Below are 539 nucleotides of genomic sequence, written 5' to 3'. Positions count from 1 at the left end.
AGGTAGCTCTGCTGCACCTCGCGGGTGGTGAAGGCGTTCGCCAGGAAGTCGTTGCGCGTCCCCCACAGGGCCGGCTGGACGTAGGTCGCCGAGAGACGTCCGCCGAGGCCGTTCGTACCGATGCCCGCGGCCTTGCGCTGGTTGGCGAACGGGTCGTTCCCGAGACCCAGATAGTAGAGGTCGGCGTCCACGCGGAAGGATTCGCCGCCGCCGAACAGGTTGCGGTTGGCGTAGTAGGCCCGCACGCCCGGCCCGTCGACCGTGGAGTAGCGCGCCGAGACGCCCACGAGGTTGCGCTCGCGCTCGGTGACCTCGACGAACAGCGGCAGGTTCCCGTCGGCGTCGAGGGTCGTCCCCTCGCGAACCCGGACGCCGCCGATCCCCTCGATCCGCGCCACGGACCGGCGGATCGCGGCCACCGCCTGGGGTGAGTACGGGTCGCCCGGCTCGGCGTAGATGAAGGATCGGATGGTCGCCGGGTCGATCCCCGGCGCACCGCTGACGGCGACGGGGCCTAGTCCGGCCACCGGGCCCGGCGC

At 72.2% G+C, this 539-nt stretch carries 1 protein-coding gene; it reads right to left on the bottom strand.

The window, feature by feature from the left end:
* On the bottom strand, window positions 1-539 hold a 539-nt coding region (locus ACU8YC_RS26040; protein ID WP_446896118.1), incomplete at both ends, for a hypothetical protein.

This window comes from Citrobacter sp. VF227, assembly GCF_052950715.1.
The sequence above is the reverse complement of the archived record's forward strand: the minus strand, read 5'-3'. Positions and strand labels throughout refer to the sequence as shown.